The organism is Fusibacter paucivorans, from assembly GCF_018390735.1.
Taxonomy (GTDB): domain Bacteria; phylum Bacillota; class Clostridia; order Peptostreptococcales; family Acidaminobacteraceae; genus Fusibacter; species Fusibacter paucivorans.
In genome coordinates this window covers 68,379-87,715 of record NZ_JAHBCL010000011.1, presented here as the reverse complement: position 1 = coordinate 87,715, position 19,337 = coordinate 68,379, and the positions used below count along the sequence as shown (strand labels likewise).

Annotated in this window: 11 protein-coding genes; all 11 read right to left on the bottom strand. The window is 45.5% G+C overall.

Annotated features, from left to right (window positions below):
* Positions 1-11 precede the first annotated feature (11 nt).
* A complete protein-coding gene (locus tag KHM83_RS07865) occupies positions 12-6,773 on the bottom strand; it encodes an IPT/TIG domain-containing protein (protein ID WP_213236447.1) in 6,762 nt (2,253 codons plus the stop codon).
* 360 nt (positions 6,774-7,133) lie between these two features.
* The gene (locus tag KHM83_RS07860; RefSeq protein WP_213236446.1) at positions 7,134-8,642 is read right to left on the bottom strand and encodes a GAF domain-containing protein; all 1,509 of its coding nucleotides are present in this window, start codon (positions 8,640-8,642) and stop codon (positions 7,134-7,136) included.
* Between the two features lie 14 nt (positions 8,643-8,656).
* Positions 8,657-10,240: a DUF342 domain-containing protein gene (locus KHM83_RS07855; protein ID WP_213236445.1), complete on the bottom strand. Its 1,584-nt coding sequence runs from the start codon at positions 10,238-10,240 to the stop codon at positions 8,657-8,659.
* 994 nt (positions 10,241-11,234) lie between these two features.
* Entirely contained in the window at positions 11,235-11,639 is a 405-nt protein-coding gene (locus KHM83_RS07850) for a DUF3842 family protein (protein ID WP_213236444.1), read from the bottom strand.
* 134 nt (positions 11,640-11,773) lie between these two features.
* Positions 11,774-12,472 (bottom strand): energy-coupling factor ABC transporter ATP-binding protein, encoded by a 699-nt coding sequence (locus tag KHM83_RS07845; protein ID WP_213236443.1) that lies wholly within the window; start codon positions 12,470-12,472, stop codon positions 11,774-11,776.
* A 221-nt stretch (positions 12,473-12,693) separates the two neighbouring features.
* Complete coding sequence (locus KHM83_RS07840) at positions 12,694-13,410, bottom strand: energy-coupling factor transporter transmembrane component T family protein (RefSeq protein WP_213236442.1); 717 nt, start codon at positions 13,408-13,410, stop codon at positions 12,694-12,696.
* Complete coding sequence (locus tag KHM83_RS07835) at positions 13,407-14,369, bottom strand: energy-coupling factor ABC transporter permease (RefSeq protein WP_213236441.1); 963 nt, start codon at positions 14,367-14,369, stop codon at positions 13,407-13,409. Before KHM83_RS07835 ends, KHM83_RS07840 begins: the two co-directional genes overlap by 4 nt.
* Positions 14,370-14,569: 200 nt before the next feature.
* The gene (gene kamE, locus KHM83_RS07830) at positions 14,570-15,340 is read right to left on the bottom strand and encodes a lysine 5,6-aminomutase subunit beta (protein WP_213236440.1); all 771 of its coding nucleotides are present in this window, start codon (positions 15,338-15,340) and stop codon (positions 14,570-14,572) included.
* Positions 15,337-16,902, bottom strand: coding sequence for a lysine 5,6-aminomutase subunit alpha (gene kamD, locus KHM83_RS07825; RefSeq protein WP_213236439.1), 1,566 nt, complete (start codon positions 16,900-16,902; stop codon positions 15,337-15,339). The genes kamE and kamD overlap by 4 nt, the downstream gene beginning before the upstream one ends.
* A gap of 21 nt (positions 16,903-16,923) precedes the next feature.
* Positions 16,924-18,012, bottom strand: a complete 1,089-nt coding sequence (gene kamB, locus KHM83_RS07820; protein WP_213236438.1) for a lysine 5,6-aminomutase reactivase subunit KamB — start codon at positions 18,010-18,012, stop codon at positions 16,924-16,926.
* Complete coding sequence (kamA, locus tag KHM83_RS07815) at positions 17,999-19,252, bottom strand: lysine 2,3-aminomutase (RefSeq protein WP_213236437.1); 1,254 nt, start codon at positions 19,250-19,252, stop codon at positions 17,999-18,001. Before kamA ends, kamB begins: the two co-directional genes overlap by 14 nt.
* Positions 19,253-19,337: the final 85 nt, after the last annotated feature.

The following is a 19,337-nucleotide window of genomic DNA, read 5'->3' as shown; positions in this document are numbered from 1 at the left end:
GGTTTGCCTCCTTAGTAATTCGTCAGCAGGACATAATGCCCGGCGCTGTTAACCCGCGCTGTAACGCTGTTGTTTGTCGTGTCCAATGTTGACGTATACAGATCGTAACTGCCCGTCGCACTATTGTATTTATAAAGCTGTATCTGCACTTCTTTTGCCGTCGTCAGGTACTTGTCGTCGTAATAGAGCGTCAAATCCAAGTTGCCCATAAGTTGGTCAAAACGCTGTGACTGCGCATTACTGGATGCATCAAAACTAATGGAATAAACATCGGACACCTGCTTCTTGCCGCGAATACTCGGCTGTAGATAAGAGCGCTGTAGGTTCATCTCTGTGTCTTCCTTGACGCTGGCATAAGCATCGTCATATTGTGCAACGTTCTTGAATGCCGTTGCATTAAAGATTACGGGCACAAACCGATACATACTGTCGCCGAAATTGACATTCACATTGGAAAGACTTCGCTTGACAATATTCTCCGGCAAATTAATCACTTTCTTTTTCGTGTTTCGCGCCAGTTCATCCGCTAAATCAACGCTGACAACACTGCTTAGCGCCGTTGCATTAAAGTTTACCGTAACGATGCCGCCATCTTGAAGTATTTCGTAATCCTGCCCCTCCGGCAGTGTAATATCGCCGTCTAAATCTTCCGGTCCCAACGTCTCAATCTCTGATACGGCATCATAAGATAGCGACGCAAGATTAGAGTAACCCGAAGGACCAAATTTATTGACGCCTTTGACCACAAAGACAATTCGTTCACCCGGCCGCATATAATCCCACCCCGGCAAATCTGTAATCTTATACGGTTCCACATCGGTAATGCCAAGATAACTGAAATCGCGATAACTGTGTGTTGATGCCAAAGTCGCGTCACTGTTGCTGCCGATATAGACGTAGATTTCGAAATAATCCGCCGTTTCTGATAAATAGTCATAGAGCTTGATGTATTGATTGTTTACGATCTCAACTTTTAATCCCACTGGATTTTCAGGTATTGGTACCGTGTAATCCGTCGATGTGCCGTCATCGGTGATCCCGCCGTCATCATTCTTTAGAACGATGTTAATAGCACCTTCAAAGGTCACTTCCGGTGTCGTCACGTAAATTGTTTCCGCATCGACAAAAGTGACTGTCGTCCCTTCAAAGCCATTGAGTACAAAGTATTCTGTATCATCCGTATAAATACCGATATCACCATCTGGAACGGTGGCATCGTAAGAAGCAACCGTCAGCCATTCGCCGCCGAAATAAATGGTGGCATTCTCCGCAAAACCGGTCCCTTTCAACATAATCTCCTGCCCGCCTGTCACGTGGATCCGGTCAATGGTGTTGCCGTTTTTATCATAGATATGGTCATCCAGCGTCGGTGCTGAGACAACTGTCAACGCATTTTCTGCAATGCCAATGCCGTAATCTTCATTAATCACCTGAACGGTCTTTTCGCCCAGCGTCATATTGTCAGGCGTCACAAAGGTTATCTTCGTGCCGTCTTCCGTGATGGTCGCATCGTAAATTGGTATCCCTGCACGGGTACCGATGACCACATAGGCACCTGATCTGAAATCACTGCCGGTAATGGTAATGGTGTTGCCGCCGGCAATTGATGTCTTTGCAGGTGAAACCGTACTGATTTTAGGATCGGAAAGCGGCTGTTTATAAATGAAATAAAACGGCACCGTCGTCGCATTGTAATTTGGTCCAATGAGGTCCGTGAGATTATCAGAAGTCGCCAGCCCCATATCCTCATTCTGAATAATAATCGGATACCGCTGATCGACGTCGTTCACACTGCCTGCGGGCACAGTGACGACGAGCAGGTCATACGTAACGCCATTGATGACTTTCGTGGTGAGTTCTTTCACAGTCGTAGGGTACGCACCGATATAAACCGTCGGATTCGCACGGATATCGTCCCCTGTTATCTCAATATCGATCCCGCCTGCAAACGAGGATTCAATCAGCCATGCACTTTCATCATAGGCAATTTCCTTAGGCTCAACATCGTAGATCTTTGGCTCGCTGTCGGGATTCGTATAGGTAAACGATCGCGTTGCCATGCCGCCGTCTTTATTCGTATAGGTAACATTGACGGAACCAATCGTATAATATGGCGGCGTGTAGACTTTTACATGTGTATCATTGTCATAGGTAACTTCCGGTGCGTAGCCTCTTGCGACCACAACGCGCCGGTCTTCAATGGATACTCTAACATATTCGTAGGCATTGCCGCTGTATACCGTTTTATCAACATTTTTCAGCCCATACGGCACATAATAGTCACCGGCAGCGTCTCGGAGCATGCCCGTTGGAATGTAGACCACACTGTCATCGTACGTAAATGTTTTCGAATAAATGACATTGTTTTCTGTAACGGTGAGCTTTACTTCGTCTAAATCACCATAGTAATTAAGCGTTAAACCGCCAAGCAAGTTGACTGTTGCACGCTGACTGTTGATTAAACCGTAGTCATTATCGGTTCGCACACTGTCTATGTTGTCAATTTCGCCAAAGCGCACCAGCGCTTCAACGTTGTCAATCAGCTGAATCTGCGTTTCATCATTGTCGATAAAACCATAAATCTGCGACTGGTAAAACTTCGAGCCGTACAAATCCTTTGGCTCTCCGCCGGACCGCTTGCCAAATCCCGGCGTTATACTCGATATCGACGGATTGGAAGAGGCATACGTGTAGGTCACTTTATTGCTGACGCCAGAGTCGTTGTTAATAACGTAGACTTCAACGCCGCCGGCTTCATGCTCAGGCGTGATCACTTTGAGATAGCCTTTTGCATACTCGACAATATGTGCTTCTTTTTCGCCAAAATAGACTTTCGGCAAAATCGCAGAGGTGTAATAATGGTCATAATAATCATTGGTGAGTTCAGGAACTTCCGTAATCGCCCCGCTGTCCACAGTGCTTGATAAAAGGTCATCCCAGACACCGTTGGCATAGAGGTCTTCAAAGCTGTCGCCGAGGTCGTAACTCGCCCCGCCGACACTGTTTTCATACGGCTCGTAAAACCTGAACTCGTAGCCGATGATTTCCACAATTTCACCGCCGTTGGAGGATCCGTTCGTCGGGATAATTGACGTAATAGATGGATCCGACTGCGGAATAATATACGTAAAACCGTCTATTTTATAGGCATTGCCGCCATCTTCATTGATAACAATCACCGGTACGGCCATGCTGTCGACACCATAATCGTCAACGAGGTTTTTAATGCTCGCCGGCACTTTAATGGTAATGCTCGTACCGTCAAGCGCCACATAAGTATCTGCCGTCGGCACGACGACCGAGTCAATATAAACGCGGGCGCCGTCTTCAAATCCCGCCCCGCTGATCGTCACATAGTAACCGCCGTCCGTGGAGCCCTTATCCGGCACGATTGTGGTAATCGCAGGTGTTGACGTTGCTTGTGTGATATAGTAAAAACCTTCAGTATCGGTCTTGCTGTCATTCTTGGTATCGGGATTGGTAACGGTAAGATCCTTATAGCCCCTCCCCGTTGCAATATAAGGCACTTCAAACATGAGCTGCGTCTTGGAGATAACCGTTACCCGCTTGCCGCTGATATTGCCGTTGGCATCTACCGCATACGGCGTCTTCATTAAGAGCGGCAGCGCACCAACCGTTATCCCCGTGGCGTTTGTCGAAACGGCTGATGTCATGCCCGTGGATGTTGAAGCAATGATATTGCCGCCGCTGTCAACAGATAATGTATACGATTTATCCTTGCCATTAGTCAAAATGACCTGTCCATTAAAATTACGGGATAATGTAAAGTATTCTGAGCCGCTGTAAAGAATTACGGCATCCGCATAATCAGCGAGTCCCACAGATTTTACAGCATCCGTTGATTCGTCAACACGTACCAAGTGATTATCCATAGTCACTTCAAACATCGGCGTCCCATTGATGGCGATGGTATCCACCCCGGAACCATCCAGCGTCTGCGTCACAGTTCCCAGCGAATTGCCATCTGAATCATAGGCATATAAAACACCGCTCACATACTGAAAACTGTAAACTTCGCTCTCCGTGTAAATAGCAGGATTATGATTGGCGTCATTGCCAAAGGTCGCCACGGAAGCATCTGCGGCACTGCGGACAACCGTGTTCTCATAGAAGTCTGAGAATTTTGCCTTGCCGGAATCGTTATAGATCACATTTTCTGCCGTCGGTACCGTGTAGTCGACGAAGTTAATATTGCCATAGACATCTGTATGGTAGCTGTTGACTTCTTGATCATCTAAAAGGACGCGCGTGCCCATCAGCCGATAGGCATTGATTCCGATTTCGGAAGTCGCCGTCGGATCCGGTTTTAAAAAATTATCACCATTGACGACGACCAGCGTCCCGTAGCTGCCTCGTGTCGGCGTAAAGTTCGCAATACTCGGCGCTTCATTAAACGTCGTTACATAAGTAAAGTCTGCAACAGCCATGCCGCCGCTCGGATTCATTAATTGGAGCTGCGTCGTGCCTTCACGTCCCGGTGGCGCTGTAAATGTAATAACCATCTTCGTGCCCGTATTGTCCAGATCACGGGTAAAATCAGTAATGCTCTCACCGTCGAGATTGACAATGATGCCGTCTTGGAAGTTTGACCCCGTGATGGTGACCACTTCACCGCCGTCTACGGTGACAATACTCGGTTTAACGCTTTCAATAACCGGAATATCTGTCGTTTTAATAAATTCAAAATAATCGGATTTAATGGACGATTTCCCATACGCCAGCGAATCGCGCGTCGGGTTTGTAATCTGAAGGTGCTTGATTCCCGCATCGGCAATAAGTGTACTCGTCGGTGCCGTAATGAGGATCTTTGTCCCCAGCTGATTATTGCTGGTGCCGTCGACCACTTCGTTATCGTCGTTCAACACCGTCATCACCATCTGGATCGGATTACCGTCGCCATCTCTGAGGATGTATTCCGTCGTCCCGGTTTCATCGGGCTTGTACTTGATGATCCCGCGAACCTCGTCGAGTCCCGTCACGCTGTTGACAGCCGTCTCATTTGGAAAGAAACCCAGCTGATAACGTGTGTTAAAAGTATTGTCGTCATTTTTCTTGATAAAAACCGTTGGATACTGCGTCACAATGTTGCCACTGGCATCGACAAAACGATCGACTAAGAATTTATCACCCTTAATGGCAATTTGCGTATCATTGGCAAAATTCATATAACTGCTGTCATAATCCTCAACCTGTATCGTACTCGGCGTCACACTGGTAATCTCCGGCGTATAAGAACTCGGTTCAAATTCAAAGCCGTCCGCAGCTGTAACACTCTGGTTAAAGATATACTTCTTGCCGCTGTTTGGGCCACTGCTAACCGTCAGCGTCGTGACGATTTCGATGACGACATCCTTAAACGGATCTGTCTCGGCGTCGTCAATAACATCTGTGGTCACAATAATACTGTCCGGAATGCCTTTGATGACCTGATACTTGCCCTGTGCATCCTTTGTAAAAGAAGTTTTTTTGCCGATTTGGACATTGATTTTTCGATTGATATCTACAGGTTCACCTTTATAATAGCCTGACTGATAATCGAGTACCAATACCTGTTCGTTGGATTCCGTCACAGGATCATTTAAAAATATTCCTGTAGAAGTTAAATCGGGAATACTGAGCGTTGCGAGGTTACGGCCTGAAATCTGAACGTTCCCACCGGTATCAGGCCCTATTTCCGGATAAACGGTTTCAATCGTCGGTTTATAGCCAGACTCAATAACAGTGTATTGGTCATAGTCGCCATCTGTATTGCGAACCACTTCTTCCGCCACGATCTGACCATTTAGAACATCTGTAATCACAACATAATAATTTCGCCTTTCAAAGTCGACGCTCTCAGGCACTTTGACTGTCAAAACATCCTGCGAGCCGTCAACATTGAGGCCAAGTGAAACAAAAGTAGCCTGATTGGTACTGGTGTAAGGATCAGAACCATCAAGCGCCTTTAAAAAATAAACCTGATAATTACGCGTATCGGAAAAGTTATCCCCTGTAAAGTAAACTTCATCGCCCTTGGATCCCGTGTTTGGGAACATCGTGACATCCGTTACCCCAAGATCTTCAACAATTCGAAATGCATTGGTGTAGGTATATTCGATTTGAACTGCCGGGTCAACCGTCGCGTCCGACTTGCTGATAATGATATTTTGATAGCCCAGCCGCCCTGGGTTTACAGCGTTTATCAGTTCCAGCTTATTAGGGTCGGTCGTGGTTCCCAGTGATGTTCTGGAAAGCCCGGCACCATAAGTCGCCGTGATATTGCCTGAATTAACTGTATCTAAAAAGTTACCGTTAAATGTCAGCATATACGGTTTTGTATCATCAATATTAATCGTTTGCTTATCAGAACTTTGAAGATTGGGAAAATCGGCACTGTCGAGATCAATGATCACACTGCCCGCTTTAATCCGTCCTAAAAAGTTTTCCACTTCTTCTGCCGTCAACGAATATTTTACAAAGGTATTTGTATTGGTCGTCTTATTGTCAAAGAGTTGAAAGCCTTTGCCGTCTACGTCAAACAGGAAGTCGACATCCAGCAAATTGGTACCGATAATTTCAACATAGCCCGATTCCGTCGCAAAGACATCGTGATTAACGGCGTACTTGATACTGGTTACGACGATATCGCCGTCTGCATCCGTATCAATTATCGCTGCATAGCTCTGCGGCGGCAGCATCGCCGAAAGGGTCACAAAGCAAAGCAACACTGCTAATATTTTTTTTATCTTTTCATTCAATCGCTTTCGTCTCATCGTTTCATCTCCAAAAATGATTATAGCAAACCCATGTTAATATCATTATAACAGGGTTTTCGATCCTTGGGTTTACAGCGGCATTACAATCTTATGTCAAAACGGCGAACTGCCTTTATTGATCGCCTGTTGCATAGGACATCATTCATTTATATCGGCAATTTCAGCACATTTCCTTAATGCGCTTGTCAGAAAGGTAATCGTGCCATCTTCTTATGGATTCAGGGACCATTTCATCAACTCAAGATAAACTCAAATACAGCAAAAACCGCTTAGGCTGATATCCTTCGCGGCTTTCCAGCAAGCGGTTTTTCAGTAATTTTTCCAAGGTAATGGCACAAGCATTTTATACCATAACGCTTATTGATTTTTCTGCATTTGATAAAGCACCGGCGCAATACTGTTCGACAGCATTTCAATCATGCTGACCTGCGTCTCAAACAGCCTAAACCGCGTGCGCGTCACTAAAATATAGCCCAAAGGCGCCTGTCCGTACTGATTCATACTAATTGGCGCTAAAACCATGCAGTTGCATCCTTCAGGATCGAGCTGCTGAAGCTGATTAACAGCTGCGTTGACAGTATAATGTACCGTTAGTTCAGACGCAGGCAGCTCCCTGACCCAAGCAACATTTTCATAGATCAGCAAAGCCTTATCAATGCCGCAGTTGGCGGCAACAGTGATCGAATCTGATTCAAAAGAAAAGACGGCGGCTGCTTCGACGCCAAATGTCAGTGTCAGAGCATCCATCACCAATTGATAGAGTTCCGTCGGACTTTCCGCCCGGTTAATGCTTTTAATAATCTTATTCACCTGCTGCATGGTATTAAACTTAAGGCGAAGTGCTTCTTTCTGTGCCACAATGGTCTCATACTGCTGGGCTTTAACGAGTGCGATAGACATCAAAGCCGCAATATCGCCAATGCGCTCGAAAATATCATCCGTATACGCTTTGCCGTCAACGGGGGTTCCAATGGTAATCACCCCCATAACAGCCGATTCGTCATCTGTCATTAATATAAGATACACCGCAGACAGCATCTCAAACGGCTCAAGCGTATCAAAAATTGCGTGCAGCGCATCCGCATCGCGTTTCAAGTGATAAATGATCTGCTGATTTAAGGGTTTACAGCCGTTCAGCATCATCGTTCCCGCCATTGCAACCCCGCCCGTCAAATCATCATACGCTCTTATTTTGATACACTGCTCCACCGTGTCGAAAAGCCCAATTGCCGTTGCCGAACTGGCTGTAAGCTCACGAATAACATCGAGGCTCATTTGTAAGATCCGCTCTGTATCCAATTCGGAAAACAGCACTTTCATCGTTTGAGAAATCGATTCGAGATTAAAAATGCGTTTGTCAATTTCTTGGCGCATGGTCGCACGTTCAAAATAGCGAAATGCTTTTTCGATAGCTAAATTCATCAGATAATTAAATCGCGTTAAAAACAAGTCCCCCAGTACGGTTTCGTCATCTGAATCCACGCTGAAAATAAAGCCATAAAGTCGATCATCCGCTATAAGCGGAATAATCTTCGATAAATTGCCAATCCTTTCAACAGCGGATTCAAAATACTGCTGCTGAACATTTCGGTCTGTCACCATAAATCCCTTGCGTACGGCAAAATCATCATGGCATGCCGTTTTCAGTATCGATTCCGGCCCGTGGTACACTCCTTGCGAAAACTGAAGCTCGTAATACTGCGTTTCACTGTTTAAACGATAAATAGCGGAGGCCTTGGGTTTTTCAAAAGCATTAAAGATCATAAAGCCATATTCTACAATTTGCTCCAAATGTAAATTTTGCGAAAAGAAGTCGATACTGCTTAACAATGCATCATATGCAGAGCCACTCGGGTTCACCATCATTTTTTGCGGCCCTCCTATTCATAGATGTGGATTTGATTATCCTGAACGTAAAACGAACAGGTCATGGTTTCAACAATACGACGGTTTAAACGTTTTAGCGCCATCATCGTCTTGGGATAAACCGACTGATAGACCCTGAGCTCTGCTTCACCACGGATTTTAAGAATGGCTTCAATCTTTTCAATTTGCGTTGTCAGCACGTCCAGTTCCTCATTTAAAACATCGTAATTCTCTGTCAAATAATGATAGGTATTCACAGCGCGCTGATCGAGTCGCTCTATATTTTCTTCAAATATCTCCAGCTTGCGTTTCATACGATTAATGCCACTGGCGGCTTCCTGATATTTTCGCTTGAGTACTGCCAGTTTTGCCTTCATGTCATCCCGTTCAAAACCTTCAATACTGATATGCGTCTGTCTTTCGAGTGCATTGCCAATACTGCCGGATACGACGCAGTGTTTTGCATAGATCTCACCGCCGACGACTTTTCCCTTATGAGGATCGATAAAAACTTTATCTGCCCTGAGAACACTGTCAAATGCGTAGAGCTGAATATTGATTAATTCACCCGCCTCCAAACAACCTTCATTGACAAATTTTAGGTAGATGGCTTTTTTCGCCGCAATGCGACCTTCATACTTGCCATTCATGCCACCCAGTATGTGGACAGAGTCTTCTTTTGATTCAATTCTTTCAACAGCACCCACCCCCGATGCACCTTTTACCACAATTTTACCGGTTGCCTCCACGGTAAACTTGTCTTGCACCGTTCCGAGTATCGTGACATCGCCGTCAAAATAAATATTGCCCGTTTCGTAATCGACGTCGCCGTGAATAATCAAGTGGTTTTCCACGGCAATCTTATCGTTTTTCACATGAACGGCACCATTTATTTTAGCCCTCAGTACGAAGCGATCAACTTCATAACGCTCAATGACCGTAACGGGATCATATTTGAGTTTAACATCTCTTCCGGCGCGAGACGGTACGCGGTTGCCCTTAACGGTCATACCGTCTACGCCATGTGTCGGCAATGTCTTCTCACCGAGCCAATCATCTTGTTGCACATTGTGAATTAAGCCGAGCTCATAGTGGTCTGCCTGACCCTTTTCATTAAGTTTCGGCATTTTCTCAGACGTTTCATAATAACGGCATTTAGCATCTTCTCCGGGAATCGGTTCGATCCCCTTTGCAATTAATATTTTTTCATTGGCGCGACAATCATGATGCAAAACTTCATGCTGGATACCGACTGTCACTTGATTGGCCAAAAGCGCTTCATAAACTTCTTTTACCAGCGTATCACCTGACTGCTGCCATTCCCGTTCGGATAGGTTAAACCGCACAAAAGCGCACATCTCATCCTTGCTGATTTCAATTTCAAGACGAGGTTTTTTCTCACCAATGCAGACAGGTATCTGATCCGCAGCTTTCAATGCTGACATCAGTTCTGAAAATTTTGTTACTTTTATTTGCGGCAGCGCTTTTATCATCTGATTAATTTGATTGATCGTTAAACCGCTTTGACTGACTCTTATAAAAACCTGTTCTCTATATTCAAAAAAATCAATTGCCTCTGAGTGAAAAATATTTTTCATAGCGCCTCACCGTCTGTAGTAGGATACAATTTAGGTATATAGTTGTATTTTAACAACATTTTATTTGGCGCTGATTAATTCGATGTTAAATGTTGATGTGGTTTTATCTAAGGTAGCTGGGTAAGGTCATTACATCATGTGCGTAGATTTGATACATGCAGTGATTGCAATGCATGCAAAAAAGAAAAAACGCCATCTGGGAAATGGCGTTTCACAATCGGGGAGTGGAGAGTTTTGGGCGTCTCTCCACAGCAAATTATGTTTGGGTTGCCTTAAAAGGTTATCCTTATACTAGCACAGCTATGTGTCTTTTGTGTGTCTTTTTATAAATATTTTTCATGAAGTTTTATTTTTTAAAAAAGCTTTTTCAAACGATTTGGAACCGTTAACAGATTGTTCAAATTTTAAAAATAGTTTAGCCATATCTCTCCTTTATGATAGGAGTATGTTAACAAACACATTATGAATCCCCCAATGAATAATGTTAGATATCAAGCAGTTATGCGCTATAAACGCCCCCCCGTTTATACGCTGAAAAATTTCTAATTTCCCCCCTAAGAAAAGACCTGAAAAGGTCTTTCTTTTTTTATGCCCACGTTGATACATCAAAACAATATTAAATGCTCATCTTGAGAAGGCAATCGCTATTGCTTAAAAATGATAAAAGTCGCAAAAGGATAATTTTAGAATTTTGCAAAAGGATAACTTTAAAATTTCAATAATGCCATCATATCCTTTAATCAAAAAAATAAAAAACTTCTAGTTACGGACTAGAAGTAAAAAATATGGTTAATATTTTTTAAGGGGGAATTGCACGAGTGGGATACTTGGGGGAACCCACTCGGAATTCATAATTTGGGGTTTTGTTTGGGGTTAATAATGTTTGGGTTTATTTGGGGTTTTTTGGGGGTGTTAAGATTAATGTCTTAACATGCATTCAGTATAAAATTCAGTTGTGTATACAGTATGTACTATTTGTGAATAAAATGTTAAGTTAGACAGTCGAAATAATTTTTTCCACCATCTCCTCAATTTGCGCCTGAAGCGTCCCCTTGTCAGTCCCTACGACAAACACATTGCACTTTTGATACGGAATAAGTATTTTACGAGCTTTAGCAGCACCAATAGCCGCTGCCATCGCCGGTGATAATTCACCCAGCATTGCATTTGGAACGAGAATTCCCATGGTGCCGAGGATAAGTGAAACCTCGCCGACATTATAGCAAATCGCATTTTCGCCTGTTGCACAGCTGTCTGCGCCGGCTCTCAGCATCGCCGATGACGCCAGTGCATTTGTGCCAAGCGCAATGACTTCATGTTCGGGACAACGCGCTTTTATTCTTTCAATTATGGCTTTGCCAATGCCGCCGCCTTGGCCGTCTATCACTGCAATTTTCATATTCTCCTCCTCATCCACAACACTTTCATCCTGCATTTAACCTAATTTATGACATGTCCCCTGATTTACAGTCCTTCTGTCATGAATTGCTGCCGTTTCTTGAACTGCCCTTATATGCATTTAAATAATCATCGTTAAATTAATTCATTGGCTTCGAGAAAATCGAAATCGTCAAAAAGCACTTCCGGTGTGTCAATGCGAATCAAGTGTCCCGCCTTTAAGACGATGACGCGATCACAAATATCACGGATAAAAGTGCTGTCGTGTGAACTGATCACAAATGTCTCAGGCGATGCCTTGACAAATGCTGTCATTTTACGTCGCATACGGGCATCAAGCCCTTCCGTGGGTTCATCCATCAGGACGATTTCCGGTGCCATCACCATAACGGTGGCAATGGCAACGGCGCGTTTTTCGCCGCCCGAAAGCTGAAAGGGCGCTTTATCACGCAGATGCATGATATGAAAACGTTTCAGAATCGCCTCAACACTTTCACTGACTTTATCAACTGGCAAAATACCCTTTAAGCCAAAAGCAATATCGTCGTAAACAGTCGGCATAAAGAGCTGCTCGTCCACATTCTGAAAGACATAACCAACACGTCTGTGCAGTGCTTTAAGATTTTTACGCTGTACAGGCATTCCCAAAACATGCATCGTACCGCTTTCTGCTTTTAATAAACCGATCATCAACCGAAGCAGCGTCGATTTTCCAGACCCGTTAAGGCCAATAATGCCAATTTTTTCACCCTTTTCAATATGAAAGCTAACGCCTTCTAAAACCCTTTGCGTACCATAGGCAAAGGATAAATCCTCACATTTAATGACTGACATTCAGTCTCCTGTCTATTCTTTATCTATTCTTTTTATTTCTTTTTATTTTTCTTCTTTTCATTTGTACTTGATCTGTTGTTTCGTTATACGCTGTTTATTCCGTTTTCGTGTTCTGGCCATGCCACTTGTAGATCTATTATGTCTGCTCTCATCAGTTCTCTGATTTTCGGCAATTGTATCGTATCCTTACGTTTACCCTTCGGCAGCATCAGATGGTTCCATTATAGCACGAAAGGCACCGCTGCAAAAAGCAGCAGCCAGACAATTGCATCGGTTAAATCTGAAATCTGAACTTTTGAAATACCAACATAACTTGCAGCAGGGTTATAGCCTCTCAACATCATCGCTTCATGCGTTGCCTCAGCCTGCTTGAGAGACAACAGCAAGAGCTGCCCGGGAAATGATCCCCACGCATCCAAATGCACCCCGGTTTTGCCGCCGCTTCTCAAGCGGTATGCCGTCGTCATTTGATGCACTTTTTGAACCATTAGTCCGATGTACCGATAGGTTTGCATCATAATGAGCACAAAAGTTTCCGGCACTTTTAACCACCGCATGCCATCAGCAAGTCCTTCCATTGAAATGGCATTCACAAAAGCTGTGATGCCCATCACAGCCAAATTTCCCCTTACGAGCAGGGCAATAAACGCCCAAATACCTTCTGGCAGTGTCAAATGATAATACGTTGCCGGCGCACGGTAGACAAAGAGATACGATAAGCCGACAAACAGGAGAAACGGCTCTGCCATTAGCATTTGCCGTCCCCATTTCTTAGGCTCCACCGACATATGCGGCAGCTGAAGAAACATCCAGAATATCAGATAGTGCAAATGCTCGGGCTTTGTCTGCACGACGGCAATCAGCCATATCACCATTAATATCAGTCGAATGCCGGGATGTACCCGTCTAAAACGATTCAAAATGCCTTTAAAGATCATCGCTGCTTTAACCTCTCTGCGGATTTGACGACGAGCATAACGAGCAGCAGCGTCAACACGCTGCCGATAAGGCCTGCCAAACCGACACTTATACGCGCATTTTCCATGCCCGCCATTTGATAATCGCTGAAAATGCTCATCACATTCTGGATCGCCTCGCCAGCCGGATGTATCGCCTTTTCAGGTATCGTCTTGGCGACTTTCAGTACCGACCACTCTAAACCGTCCGGGTTAGCGGAAGCATAATAAGCCAATCCCCCTGCTATTGCAGCCGCTAGTCCGCCAATGCTCACCATAGCTTTTCGCGGTGCAAATGCCGTTTCTGCGTCTGTCTCCATCTGTGCCAGTTTTTCCGGAATAAAGCGTCTGAGATAGTTAACCACCGCCAAGGTAATCCCACCTTCAACAAGACCAATCACCAAGTGGATCGGCACCATCACACCGGCAAACAAGGTAAACGGCAAGGCAACAACGCCTGAAAGCGAGGTTTCCACCGCTACGGCAAATGCACCCAGGCCTAAGCCTGCAACAGCAGAAAATACAATTGCAAGTTTCCCCATACGGTTTTTCAGTACTTTATAAACCAGCGGGTAGATCACGTAACAGGTTAAAATACCCATATTAAAAACATTGGCGCCATAGGCAATTAAGCCGCCGTCGCCAAAAAAAAGCGCCTGGATCAGCAGCAGACTCATCATGGTCAAATATCCCAAATGAGGTCCAAGGAGAATTGCCAAAAGGAGACCGCCGCCCAAATGTCCGCTGGCGCCAGTTCCCGGAATGGTAAAATTAATCATTTGCGCCGCAAAGGTAAAAGCGCCCATCACACCTGCCAGCGGCAGTTTTTCACTATTTGTCTGAAGATCTACTTTTTTGACGGCATAAGCTGCCGCCGCAAGGGAAACGCCCCAGAAAGCCGCCCCGACAGCGGGTGATATCAATGCATCCGATATATGCATCCGTATTCTCCTTTGTTTTATCATTATTGCTTTATCATTATGAATAGTATTTGCGTTATATGGTTAAAATAAAACCCCACGAAAGTTAAACCCTTCGTGGGGTATTTTTGGCGTTAGCACTTTGAAGCCTTCGTGGCTCCGATTCTTAACATACTATAGCACAGAAACGCCTTTGTTACAATGCTTTCTGGGTATTCCGCCTAACGTGCGGCATCACCGGACACGTCTCCTATCGATGCCATTTTCTCGACAACAAATGTTGCAACATCTTCTGCAAAAGTACCGCTGCCGAAACCTGCATCATAACCGAGCTCTTTGGCAAGTTCATTGGATATTCTAGGTCCACCTGCGCAAACGATGATTTTATCACGCAGGCCCTCCGTTTCCAGCAATTCTATCAGTTGTGTCAAGTTTGGAATATGCACGTCCTTCTGCGTGACAATCTGAGAGACGAGAATAGCATCAGCATTCGATTCAACCGCTTTGGCGATCAGCACTTCATTGGGAACCTGTGCACCGAGGTTGATCGCATTAATCCCCTTATAGCGCTCTAAACCATAGTGCCCGTCAAATCCCTTCATATTCATAATGGCATCAATCCCCACGGTATGCGCATCCGTTCCCGTACAGGCACCGACAATGGTAACAGTGCGCTTTAAATGATCGGCAATAAAATCTTCCACTTCATCGTGTGTCATTGATTTTTCCGTTACTTTTGAAACTTTAATTGTCGACAAATCCACTGTATACCGACAGCGTCCATAGACGACAAAAAACGTGTAGCCGACGCCGAGATCACTGGCGTGAACCACTTGCGCTTCATCGAGGCCCATTTGGTCAGCCATTTGACGCGCTGCCTCCTTAGCCGTTTCTGAAATGGGAATTGGCAGCGTAAAGCTCAACTGCATCATACCGTCGTTCAGCGTATCACCGTAGGGTTTGATAATGGTCGTTTCCTGATTAGCTTTCATGATCTCGCCTCCTTTTCGGTTTGCAGCATATGTTTGATAAAGGGGTTATCATAAGATGACGATTTTTCAAAAACGCCTTCCAATCCCTTGCCGCCATCCCGTTTTCGGGTGACATCGGCAAATTTCCCCTGTTCAATGGTTTCGATAATGCCCATGCCTTCAATTTCTTTCAGCAGATTAGTCGCTTCATCTAAGACGAGATTGGCTCTCGACTGTATTCTGCCGCCCGGTTTAAATTCAATTTCTTCTGATATATGGCGCATGTTGTTAAAAATGTATTTTGCATTGGCAATTGAGAGTGCACGATCGTGAAGCAGTGGTGTATGAATGGCTTCTGTGAGCATTCCCAGCAGTTGTATGCCCTGTCCCGTCATAATCGAAGCCATATTGAACATTGCATCCTGGATATGCCCCTTGAAAATATCGCCCGTCATATATTTGGTTGGCGGCATATATTTAAGCGGCGCCTCTGGGAAAATTTCACGCGCCATTTGTGCCTGCGCAAGTTCCATCAAAAAACCGTCTTCCACATCGGGATTCATTTCAAAAGCGTGTCCCAGTCCCATTTGTGCCGGTGGGAGCCCTGCCAGCAGTGCAAACTGTTCATTGATAAATTGCGATGCAAGTACCGTATGCGCTTCTTCAATGGCATCTGACGTCGTCAGGTAGTTATCTTCGCCCGTGTTGATAATAATGCCTGCAAAACCGTTGATCACCCTTGAGAAGAATTGATCGACTAGTGTTCGCTGCATATTGATATCGCGGAATAAAATGCCGTAGAGTGCATCGTTGAGCATGACATCCAGTCGCTCTAAAGCGCCCATCGCTGCAATTTCAGGCATGCATAAACCGGAACAGTAATTACAGAGACGGATATATCGATGCACTTCTTCGCCAACTTCATCCAGTGCCTTTCGCATCAGTTTAAAGTTTTCCTGCGTCGCATAAGTGCCGCCAAATCCCTCTGTCGTTGCACCATAAGGCACATAGTCCAAAAGACTTTGAGCTGTCGTTCGAATAACGGCAATGATGTCAGCACCTTGTCTGGCTGCTGCCTGTGCCTGCAGCATATCTTCATAAATATTACCCGTTGCAACGATTACATATAAATAGGGCTTTGACCCTTCGCCCAGTGTCTCAATCAACTTTTCGCGTTCAATGCGTCTATTGCGAATGCGTTCAACAGCTTCAATCACATAGGGTTCCAAAAACGCATAGATTTTTTCAGGTGATGTTTTTGGAAGCGCCGTTAAATGCAGTGTGCCCTCTGCAACAGCTTCTGCAATAGTCTGTGCACTTTCACCACGGAGATACATGGCATTGCCGAGCCAATAGGCCGCCCCATCTGCAATACCGCCGCCTTGCAATATATCCTCTACCACGGCATTCGGCAGTGGCCTCTCAAAAACATCAATGCCATCGACGCCTAAGAGCCTTACAATGGTTCGCTCTGTAGTTACTGTCGAATGCCCATCAATAAATGCCTGCGTCTGAACTGCAATATTCTTTGCCGCGCTGCGCGCTTCCGCTACTTTATCAAAATTCAAATTCAATTTATGCATTAAACCGCCCCTCCTTCTTTTTTATAGTCTTTGATCTTCATTCGAATAATCATCCGTCATCAAATCCTCACCGCAAACGTCAATCACCGGCATTGGCGCCAGTGCCTCTGCCATTGCACTGCGAAAAGCTATCGCTTCAAATGAAAACCCCTGCGGCGCGACGGGATTAACCGTAACCGCCAACAGGTTAATCGGATGAATGACCTGAAAACGGACACCCATCGCTTTGTATTTCAGTCCTGCTTCATAATCTAAAAATAATTTCGTACCGTCACTGACAATATAAGTCATCTTTCTACCCAATGGATTGCCATCTGTGATTTGAGCGAGCACCCTGGCTGTCAGTGCACCTTTTAGGACGACAGCAGCTGTTTCCGCTGTCATTTCATCTGCAATTTTATCGCCGGCTTCCAATGCCGTCGTTACGCCTGTCAGCCATTTTATAGTTTCAGAACCGCGATTGACAACACCTACCTGTGCACTTGCAGGTGCAGCTGCATAGGCACTGCAAACAGCATCTGATGCTTTCTCTGCCGTCAGCTGCATCACCCGATGTTTCGTCAATGAGATGACGCGCTTTTCTGTACGGCTGAGTACAGCACCGGTTGCCAAGATACAGCCGTCAATTAAGGGCGGCGACGCCAAACTCTGACGATCCATTGCCCCATCGACGAGCACACGGTTTGCGCCATTTGCTTCCAGCCTCTGCATGACGCGCTCGTGTTCTGCATTGGTATTGGCGCCGCTGACTTGGATTTCGCCCTTTTGGGTCACACATCCAATGACAATAACGCCAAAATAAGTTTGAATCGCCGTGCGCTCAAGCAGTTCATATGTCAGGGTTGCGTTCTTGAGCCACTGTTCACCCGTTGCAAAGAGCATGCCCGGATACAGTGTAATCGCCGGTTTTTTTGTCTTTGTCAGCACATCCTCCGGTTCGCCGTCACGTCCGATGGATGTGATGCCGAAAATAGATGTCTGATCCGCGGCCCATGCCAAAATGCGGTTCAGCGTTACCGTCTTGCCGGCGTTTTTTGCCATGCCAAGCACGGCAAGTCTGGACGGCATGGTGTCAAACAATACCGATAACAACTGTTTATTCGTCATCATGACCGTGTCTTTCATATTTTTCGAGACCGATGGCGACGCGTTCTCCCGAAAGCAGTCCCCCAATCCCAATAATCTTATGCGCTTTCTGCGCTTCCGTTTCAACCGCGCCTTCTTTGGCTTTATCGTATTGCGTGGGCTGTGTGTAAGTGGTAATAACGCCCTCATAATTTCGAAGGATGACTTTTTCAGGTGACTGTGAAATCAGATACTGCGGCATCACAGGGATTTTACCACCGCCTCCCGGCGCGTCGACGACAAATGTCGGCACACAGTAACCGGATGTATGCCCTCTGAGCCCTTCGATGATTTCGATCCCAGCCGAAACCGGCGTTCTAAAGTGCTCAATGCCGTTTGAAAGGTCACATTGGTAAATGTAGTAAGGTCTCACGCGGATTTTGACCAGTTCATGTACGAGGTCGCGCATGATGTGAACGCTGTCGTTTACACCTTTCAACAATACGGACTGGTTGCCCAGCGGAATACCCGCATCGGCGAGGCGCTCACATGCCGCCTTTGATTCCGGTGTAATTTCCTTCGCGTGGTTAAAATGCGTATTCAGCCAAATTGGATGGTATTTTTTCAGCATTGCTACAAGTTCCGGTGTAATACGCTGTGGACATACGACCGGCGTTCTCGAACCAATGCGTATGATTTCAACATGCGGAATTTTTCGCAGTTCAGAAATAATGTATTCCAGAAGGCCGTCAGATACCAAAAGTGCGTCGCCACCTGACAGCAGAACATCCCTTACAGCAGGCGTGTTGCGAATGTAGTCAATAGCACGGTCAATACGATCCCTCGGCACACCGCCGTCATGATGACCGGCGAATCTTCGCCGCGTACAGTGGCGGCAATACATGGAACACATATCTGTGATTAAAAACAACACGCGGTCGGGATAGCGATGCGTTAGTCCCGGTACGGGCGAATCAGCATCCTCATGCAATGGATCGTCCATATCCGCCGTGCTAAAATGTGTTTCGTAAATCGTGGGCACTGCCTGCTTTCGAATGGGACAGTGCGAATCCTTTTCGTCCATTAGCATCGCATAATAAGGCGTAATGCCCATGCGTAAAATTTCAAGTGATTTTTGGATGCCCTCTTCCTCGTCAGGCGTCAGAGATATGATTTCTTTAAGCTCTTCCAGCTTTGTAATGCGGTTGCGTACCTGCCATTCCCATGACTGCCATTCCGCTTCCGTAATATTTTCCCAACGCTTGACCGTTTTGTAACTTCTCATAACCCCAGCTTCCTTTCTGAATACCCGTCTCGTCTATTTGTATACGTGCGCTTAATCCATTAACACTTTGTGCATTCATTCGGCA

Bases quoted from the DNA above. Each gene is read 5' to 3' on its own strand.
- KHM83_RS07845 (WP_213236443.1), bottom strand. From the start codon at position 12,472: ATGTCAGTCATTAAATGTGAGGATTTATCCTTTGCCTATGGTACGCAA.
- kamB (WP_213236438.1), bottom strand. From the start codon at position 18,012: ATGATGACGAATAAACAGTTGTTATCGGTATTGTTTGACACCATGCCG.
- kamA (WP_213236437.1), bottom strand. From the start codon at position 19,252: ATGAGAAGTTACAAAACGGTCAAGCGTTGGGAAAATATTACGGAAGCG.
- KHM83_RS07865 (WP_213236447.1), bottom strand. From the start codon at position 6,773: ATGAGACGAAAGCGATTGAATGAAAAGATAAAAAAAATATTAGCAGTG.
- kamE (WP_213236440.1), bottom strand. From the start codon at position 15,340: ATGAAAGCTAATCAGGAAACGACCATTATCAAACCCTACGGTGATACG.
- KHM83_RS07855 (WP_213236445.1), bottom strand. From the start codon at position 10,240: ATGAAAAATATTTTTCACTCAGAGGCAATTGATTTTTTTGAATATAGA.
- kamD (WP_213236439.1), bottom strand. From the start codon at position 16,902: ATGCATAAATTGAATTTGAATTTTGATAAAGTAGCGGAAGCGCGCAGC.
- KHM83_RS07840 (WP_213236442.1), bottom strand. From the start codon at position 13,410: ATGATCTTTAAAGGCATTTTGAATCGTTTTAGACGGGTACATCCCGGC.
- KHM83_RS07835 (WP_213236441.1), bottom strand. From the start codon at position 14,369: ATGCATATATCGGATGCATTGATATCACCCGCTGTCGGGGCGGCTTTC.
- KHM83_RS07850 (WP_213236444.1), bottom strand. From the start codon at position 11,639: ATGAAAATTGCAGTGATAGACGGCCAAGGCGGCGGCATTGGCAAAGCC.
- KHM83_RS07860 (WP_213236446.1), bottom strand. From the start codon at position 8,642: ATGATGGTGAACCCGAGTGGCTCTGCATATGATGCATTGTTAAGCAGT.